This is a genomic window from Psychrobacter sp., assembly GCF_030457785.1.
Classification (GTDB): Bacteria; Pseudomonadota; Gammaproteobacteria; order Pseudomonadales; family Moraxellaceae; genus Psychrobacter.
On the sequence record NZ_JAKDUI010000162.1, the window covers coordinates 1 to 6,162 of the forward strand.

Here is a 6,162-nt window from a genome sequence, read left to right on the forward strand (position 1 = left end):
CAGATTGGTTAGTCATTGCTTATTCTCCTGTTAGTGGATTATAAGCAGTTACACACTTTTTAGGAAAGGCTCAGCAGTCGCTTCATCTGATGTATCAAATATTGTAATGTTTACGACGGTTCTATCACAGAGTTTAACTCGTCAATAAAGCCATGAATCCGCGCCGCATTTTTACCCATATCGCTCCTACCGATGCGCGATTTACTGCGGATATCGACCAAGCGTTCGCCACCATTATCGGTTACACGCACTACAACGTCATCTTTGAAACCAAACCAAGTGGTGGTATCTGTGGCTTCAATGATGCCTTTGTCAGCATCAGTATTGACAAGCTCCCAGCCTAAATTTTCCATGGTTTGCTTGGCTGCTTCAATTAATTCAGGTTTTGATTGAGAGTAGGTCAACGTCTGTAGATCAGGATAGGCAGTGCGTTGTTGTTCAGCAGTTTCTGCACCTGCGTACTCGACTGGATTTGACGCATCTGCACGTAGTGGTACAATCGCGACAAACTCAGGTGGATTCACCAGATCGGTTGAAATGTCATGAATCGGCGGTACGCTTTTGGCGTTATTCATCATACCGAGTGGCAGAGCGATAGCAATTGCAGAAAATATAACGGCTATTGCTGCGCTAGCAAGGCTGACCGTTTTACGTTTGAATATAACTTGGATAGCAAGTAGTACGAGAGCCGCAATACCAACAAACAGACCGAACCTAAACCCTGTCATTGCAGTGCCTAAGTCTAAAAACCCGAATTTATGAAGTGGTGCTGGTAGTGCAACCAGCAAAAACGCGATTAAACTTATTATGCTGACTAAAATTTTCATCAGGACGCTCATTTATGCTTTGGTAGTCGCGAAGTATATTCTATTTATCACTTAACAACCATACATGCTCTGTCACGGTTAAGTCAGAGGCGGAGCCTATAGAAGCCGATTCGCTAGTGAGTTCGATAACTTGATAGTGATCGCCATAATATTGCTGTAATTGCTCGCCATTGATAGAAAAAGGAGGTCCATTTTTTTTACTTTGGTCATAATTAAGCGTGATTAATAATTGTGAAGCTTTGCCGCTAATTTTACGTATCTGCTCGCTATACTGTACGCGCATATCAGCTGGTAGGGCAATCAATGCGGCTTTATCATAGACAGCATTAACACTACCAATATCATCCGCTGTCAGGCCAAAAATATCCGCGACCCATAAAGTGATGGTTTGCCCCGACAGCTGGCCTTGATAGTATTTGATTGTTGGATTGTCTGCATGCTGATGGACAGTAGGTTGTATATTTTGCTCGGCAAAGAATGCTTGTACGGCTGTTTCTATCAATTCAATACCAATAACGTCATAGCCTTGTCCAGCTAGCCAAACCATATCGATCGATTTGCCACATAAAGGTACTAAAATCCGACTGCCAACAGGTGGTTTTAAAGCTAAAAAGTATTTCATTAGCAATGAATTGAAGTGAGTTTGATTGAAGCCAATACGACCTTCTTGCCAGCGAGTTTGCCAAAATTCAGAATTCATATAATATTCTCTATAGTGTCAATATATCAGCACTATCATACCGTTAAATGCAATAAAAAAGCCAAGCGTATCAACCCTTGGCTCTCGTAGCATATCAACCAGTACTCTAGCGTCTAGCTCACCATATATTGGCTAAACTTTTTACGCAGTTTGGCGAGCTTTGGTGGTATTGCAAAGTTACAGTAAGCCTGTCCTGGGTTTCTGTTAAAAAAGTCTTGATGTACTTCTTCTGCTTGATAGAACTCAATGGCAGGATGTACTTCTGTGACGACATTAACACCCATGTCGCGTAGTTTATTGATAGTGCGGTCAACGGTCGGTTTTTGACTGTCTTCGGTATAAAACACCACACTGCGATATTGGCTGCCAACGTCATTGCCTTGGCGATCCATCGTGGTAGGATCGTGAGTCGCAAAGAAGACGTCAAGTATGACCTCTAACGGGACGATAGACTCATCAAATTCGACTTTGATGACTTCCACGTGGCCAGTCGATCCACTACAGACCGCTTCATAGTTGGCGGAGGTAGCATCACCGCCCATATAACCTGATACGACAGATTGTACTCCTTTTACGGACAGAAACACTGACTCGGTGCACCAAAAGCAGCCGCCGCCTAATACGATCGTTTGCATAATTTTTTCCTATTATTATAAATATGGGTAAGCGCTATATTTGGTAGTGATGTTGTCGTTTTTCAACGTCTTATTACCTTTGGCACTACTTATTCCGCTCAACAGGTTATTCCGCTTGATAGGTTATTCAGCTTAGCAGGCAAGCCAAAAGCGATAAGTAACAAACAGTAATGTTATAATGGGCTTTTGCTACGTTGCTTATTTATCAACTAATTTATCAACTAACGATTTTATCAACCAACAGTGATAAGCCAAACTACTAAGTGTTTTCTATTTAAGTTCTATTATCTAAAAATGAGTCGCCCCATGAGCCAATCTAAGCCTACTGTCAAGCATGACACGCTATTTGACAAACCATTTACCACGCCACTGGACAAAGCGTCGCGCTTTTCTTTTGATGAGCAGGTGGTGGCTTGTTTTCCTGATATGATTCGTCGCAGTGTGCCCGGTTATGGTCAGGTACTGGCGATGCTACCCGTATTTGCCCGTCGTCACTGTAAGTATCGTCAGCAAGCTGGCAATGGGCAACGTGTTAGCCGTATTTATGATTTGGGTTGCTCATTGGGGGCAGCGAGTATGACGTTGGCAGGCGAGTTTGAGCCGCAAGACTTGCAGATTAAAGCGATTGATATCTCACCAGCGATGACGACAGAGGCGACTACGTTACTCAGTGAGAACTATCCTGAACACGATATCGAAGTGATCACGGCAGATATTCGCGATGTGGAGCTCGAACCCTGCGACATGGTGATTTTAAACCTAACGCTACAGTTCTTGCCCGCCGCCGATAGAGTGGCGGTATTAGAGAAGATTTATGCGGCATTGAGCGAAGGCGGTATATTGGTCTTGACTGAAAAGACTCACGCTTTTGATGAGCAGTATGATGCGTGGTTGGTGGAACGTTATTATGACTTCAAACGTGCCAATGGTTATACCGAAATGGAAATTAGCGGCAAGCGTAATGCACTAGAGAACGTGCTCATTACGGACACCTTAGACGAGCATCATGCACGTTTGAGTGATGTTGGTTTTAAACGTCATCTGACATGGTTTCAGTTTTTGAATTTTGTGTCTGTGGTGGCGTTTAAATAATCCTTACTTTTTATACAGTTATTTCTCAATCAACACGGTAACCTGCTTTTATGCTCAACGACACTATCATCAACGCCGAACGTGAACTATATCTAACCTTGCTAGAGCTGGCGCAGCAGCAGCCGATCGCTTATGAGTGGCTCAAGCTATTACCAACTTGGCTAAATGATATAAAAGACAAAGCCAACTACGCACATGCACCAGCGTACAAAGCGTCAGTGGATCGCTTGCCTGACCTAAAAGTCGACGGTGTCGATTTGAATAGTGATGTCTTGACGATTGAAGCGTCGCTGAGCAGTTCTGAACGTAAGCAAGCAACAGCGCTATTAAAACGACTGATGCCGTGGCGCAAAGGACCTTTTCAGATTGGTGGTCAAATTGGTGATGATGAGTCGGGTATCAAGATAGATACCGAGTGGCACAGTGATTGGAAGTGGCAACGGGTCGCGCCGCATTTAGGTACGCTAAAAGGTCGGCGCGTGCTCGATGTGGGCGGTGGCTCTGGTTATCACGGCTGGCGTATGGCAGGGGTAGGCGCGGATACGGTTATTATCGTTGATCCGTCATGCTTGTTTTACCATCAGTTTATGGCGATACGTCATTTTGTTGGTGACGCAGATGCACATGATACAGGCAATTATCGTACACATTATATCCCTGTACCGCTAGAAGCGTTGCCAGCGCATAGTCAATTATTTGATACGGTATTTAGCATGGGCGTGCTTTATCATCGTCAGTCACCCTTTGAGCATTTGCAGCAGCTAAAAGGTCAGTTAGTAAAGGGTGGCGAGCTGGTGCTTGAAACCTTAGTTATCGAAGGTGATGCCAACTCTGTACTCGTGCCGCACGACCGATACGCTCAGATGAACAACGTGTATTTTTTACCGTCAGTCGCGGCACTCATCGGCTGGCTTGAAAAAGCAGGGTTCTCAGATGTTCGCTGCGTGGATGTGGCAGTGACCTCGACGGATGAGCAGCGACAAACCGAGTGGATGACTTATCATTCGTTAGCAGATTTTTTAGACCCTGATGATGCGACAAAAACCATTGAGGGCTATCCTGCACCGATGCGTGCGACATTGATTGCAAAAAAATAGCCATTCAAACAAGGAAAAAAGATTGTGAAAATGGATACTGTGAAAACAGGGCTCGTGAAAACGAATATTGTGAAAACAATGATGGCTATGATCACCACCAGTTTATTGTCGCTGCCTGCTGTGGCGTCCGATGCTTACGGTGATCCATTCAAAGGTGGCGGCTTTGTCAAAAATGATTGGCAAGTGGCTTGTGATAATACGCTCACCTGTAGAGCGGCGGGCTATAGCGATGAGTCAGCCGAACGTCGAGCCAGTATCCTGATGACACTAAAGGCAGGTGAGGAAGTACCGAGCACAGAAGTTTTGTTAAGCCATTGGGATAGGTATTCATCTGATGGGGGGACGGCTACGCCAGCTGATGCGTTCAAACAGCCGATTGAATTGTGGTTGAATGATAAATTTTATGGAAACGTTGCACCTGTATCAGACGACAGTGAGGTTAGCGAGCTAACTCAATCGCAAACCGTACAGCTTGTTAATCACGCTAATACAAACAGCAAAATAGTATTTAAGCTCGGTGAGCACCAATGGCAGGTATCTGATAAGGGCCTGAGCGCAGTGCTGCTAAAAATTGACGATGTACAAGGTCGTGTCGGTACACCGTTGGCTTTGGTGAGCAAGAACCACGCTAGCAAGCAGACGCCAAAATCTGCTAAACCAAGGCCTATCATTAGAAAAGCACCAGCGTACTCGGATGAAGAGCATAAGCAGCTGAGCCCTTCTAGACTGACTTATTTTCAAGAGAATATCGATCAGTGGGTCGGTATTGATGCTGAGGAGCTAATAGGTTCAGAGGAGGTGATGGGAGAGTGCGAGCTGGTCAACCCAAAAACCAAAACACATCAAATGATGTCTGAGTATGGATCCGTGTTTGATTGGGCGTTTATACCAGTAGATGCTGAGCACACACTAGCGAGTCATCTCTGCTGGAGAGGTGCTTATAATGAAGCGAGTGGCTATTGGCTCATCGATCATCAGCATCCTCACCAGCCACAGCTGATTACCACAGCAGCCACTGACTACTCCCAGGGTCGAATATTTGCATCGCATAAAAGCAGGGGCTTGGGCGACTGTTGGTCAATGGCAGCATGGGTGTGGAATGGAGAGACGTTCGTAAAAGAACTTGAGCAAACCTCAGGACTGTGTCGATTAATAGACTTGGGCGGTGCATGGGTTATACCAACCTACACCAGCGAAGTCATAGAAGCTGATAAGCGCTGACTATATCAGCCACTTTTTAAAGGCGACCTCTAACAGTAGCTTGAGCAAAAAGCCCACAAAGCCTGCGCCAAGTGCTAAAAATATCCAAAAAGTACCAGCGCGCCCAGCTTTTGACTCTTTAGAAATATCCCACATAATAAAAAACAAAAACGCGATGAAAATTGGCAATAAAACGTAAAGCCCCCAACTGGTGACCGTACTGGCAGCAATAGCAAACATGGCATAATCCTATAAACTATAAAATGGCATAATCCTACAAACTAGTAACGTGCCATCTACTTAATGCCTTTATTGTACCACTTTTATGTGGATTGTCTGAAGCACACTGTGAACTATTAAAAGACTCGTGATTCAAAAATAATGTGCCATAAATAGAAGAGGCAATGTTTTGATCTTCAATGAAGTCATGAGTAAAGTCGTGAAAATCATGAACAAAGTCATGCGCAAATAATGAACCACAATGGGCATAACGGTAAGACTTTGGTACTAATTTGGGTGCAAATGGTGCAATAAAGTGCAAAGATTGTTATATTTATAACCCCAGTTCGGGATAAGCGCTCAAAAAAAAGATAAAAAAGAAGTCCAAAGTT

7 protein-coding genes are annotated in these 6,162 nt (G+C 44.3%); 3 read left to right on the forward strand and 4 right to left on the reverse strand.

The window, feature by feature from the left end; translation table 11 throughout:
- Positions 1-110 precede the first annotated feature (110 nt).
- From L0J61_RS08320 to msrA, 3 genes are all read right to left on the reverse strand, one after another.
- Positions 111-827, reverse strand: a complete 717-nt coding sequence (locus L0J61_RS08320; RefSeq protein WP_301465984.1) for a DUF1499 domain-containing protein — start codon at positions 825-827, stop codon at positions 111-113.
- A 40-nt stretch (positions 828-867) separates the two neighbouring features.
- Complete coding sequence (gene tmpT / locus L0J61_RS08325) at positions 868-1,527, reverse strand: thiopurine S-methyltransferase (protein WP_301465985.1); 660 nt, start codon at positions 1,525-1,527, stop codon at positions 868-870.
- A gap of 113 nt (positions 1,528-1,640) precedes the next feature.
- The gene (gene msrA, locus L0J61_RS08330; protein ID WP_301465986.1) at positions 1,641-2,162 is read right to left on the reverse strand and encodes a peptide-methionine (S)-S-oxide reductase MsrA; all 522 of its coding nucleotides are present in this window, start codon (positions 2,160-2,162) and stop codon (positions 1,641-1,643) included.
- A gap of 294 nt (positions 2,163-2,456) precedes the next feature.
- Here msrA and cmoA point away from each other — a divergent pair, with 294 nt between their 5' ends.
- The 3 genes from cmoA to L0J61_RS08345 are packed head-to-tail and all read left to right on the forward strand — an operon-like array spanning position 2,457 to position 5,572.
- Complete coding sequence (gene cmoA / locus L0J61_RS08335) at positions 2,457-3,254, forward strand: carboxy-S-adenosyl-L-methionine synthase CmoA (protein WP_301465987.1); 798 nt, start codon at positions 2,457-2,459, stop codon at positions 3,252-3,254.
- Between the two features lie 50 nt (positions 3,255-3,304).
- Complete coding sequence (cmoB, locus tag L0J61_RS08340; RefSeq protein WP_301465988.1) at positions 3,305-4,351, forward strand: tRNA 5-methoxyuridine(34)/uridine 5-oxyacetic acid(34) synthase CmoB; 1,047 nt, start codon at positions 3,305-3,307, stop codon at positions 4,349-4,351.
- 30 nt (positions 4,352-4,381) lie between these two features.
- Positions 4,382-5,572, forward strand: a complete 1,191-nt coding sequence (locus L0J61_RS08345; protein ID WP_301465990.1) for a DUF1176 domain-containing protein — start codon at positions 4,382-4,384, stop codon at positions 5,570-5,572.
- On the opposite strand, the gene L0J61_RS08350 is transcribed toward L0J61_RS08345, so the two are convergent.
- Entirely contained in the window at positions 5,573-5,791 is a 219-nt protein-coding gene (locus L0J61_RS08350) for a DUF2788 domain-containing protein (RefSeq protein ID WP_301465989.1), read from the reverse strand.
- Positions 5,792-6,162: the final 371 nt, after the last annotated feature.

What these genes read in the sequence shown, in the direction of transcription:
- msrA (WP_301465986.1), bottom strand. Translation starts at nt 2,162, where the DNA reads ATGCAAACGATCGTATTAGGCGGCGGCTGCTTTTGGTGCACCGAGTCA.
- tmpT (WP_301465985.1), bottom strand. Translation starts at nt 1,527, where the DNA reads ATGAATTCTGAATTTTGGCAAACTCGCTGGCAAGAAGGTCGTATTGGC.
- cmoA (WP_301465987.1), top strand. Translation starts at nt 2,457, where the DNA reads ATGAGTCGCCCCATGAGCCAATCTAAGCCTACTGTCAAGCATGACACG.
- cmoB (WP_301465988.1), top strand. Translation starts at nt 3,305, where the DNA reads ATGCTCAACGACACTATCATCAACGCCGAACGTGAACTATATCTAACC.
- L0J61_RS08320 (WP_301465984.1), bottom strand. Translation starts at nt 827, where the DNA reads ATGAAAATTTTAGTCAGCATAATAAGTTTAATCGCGTTTTTGCTGGTT.
- L0J61_RS08350 (WP_301465989.1), bottom strand. Translation starts at nt 5,791, where the DNA reads ATGTTTGCTATTGCTGCCAGTACGGTCACCAGTTGGGGGCTTTACGTT.
- L0J61_RS08345 (WP_301465990.1), top strand. Translation starts at nt 4,382, where the DNA reads ATGGATACTGTGAAAACAGGGCTCGTGAAAACGAATATTGTGAAAACA.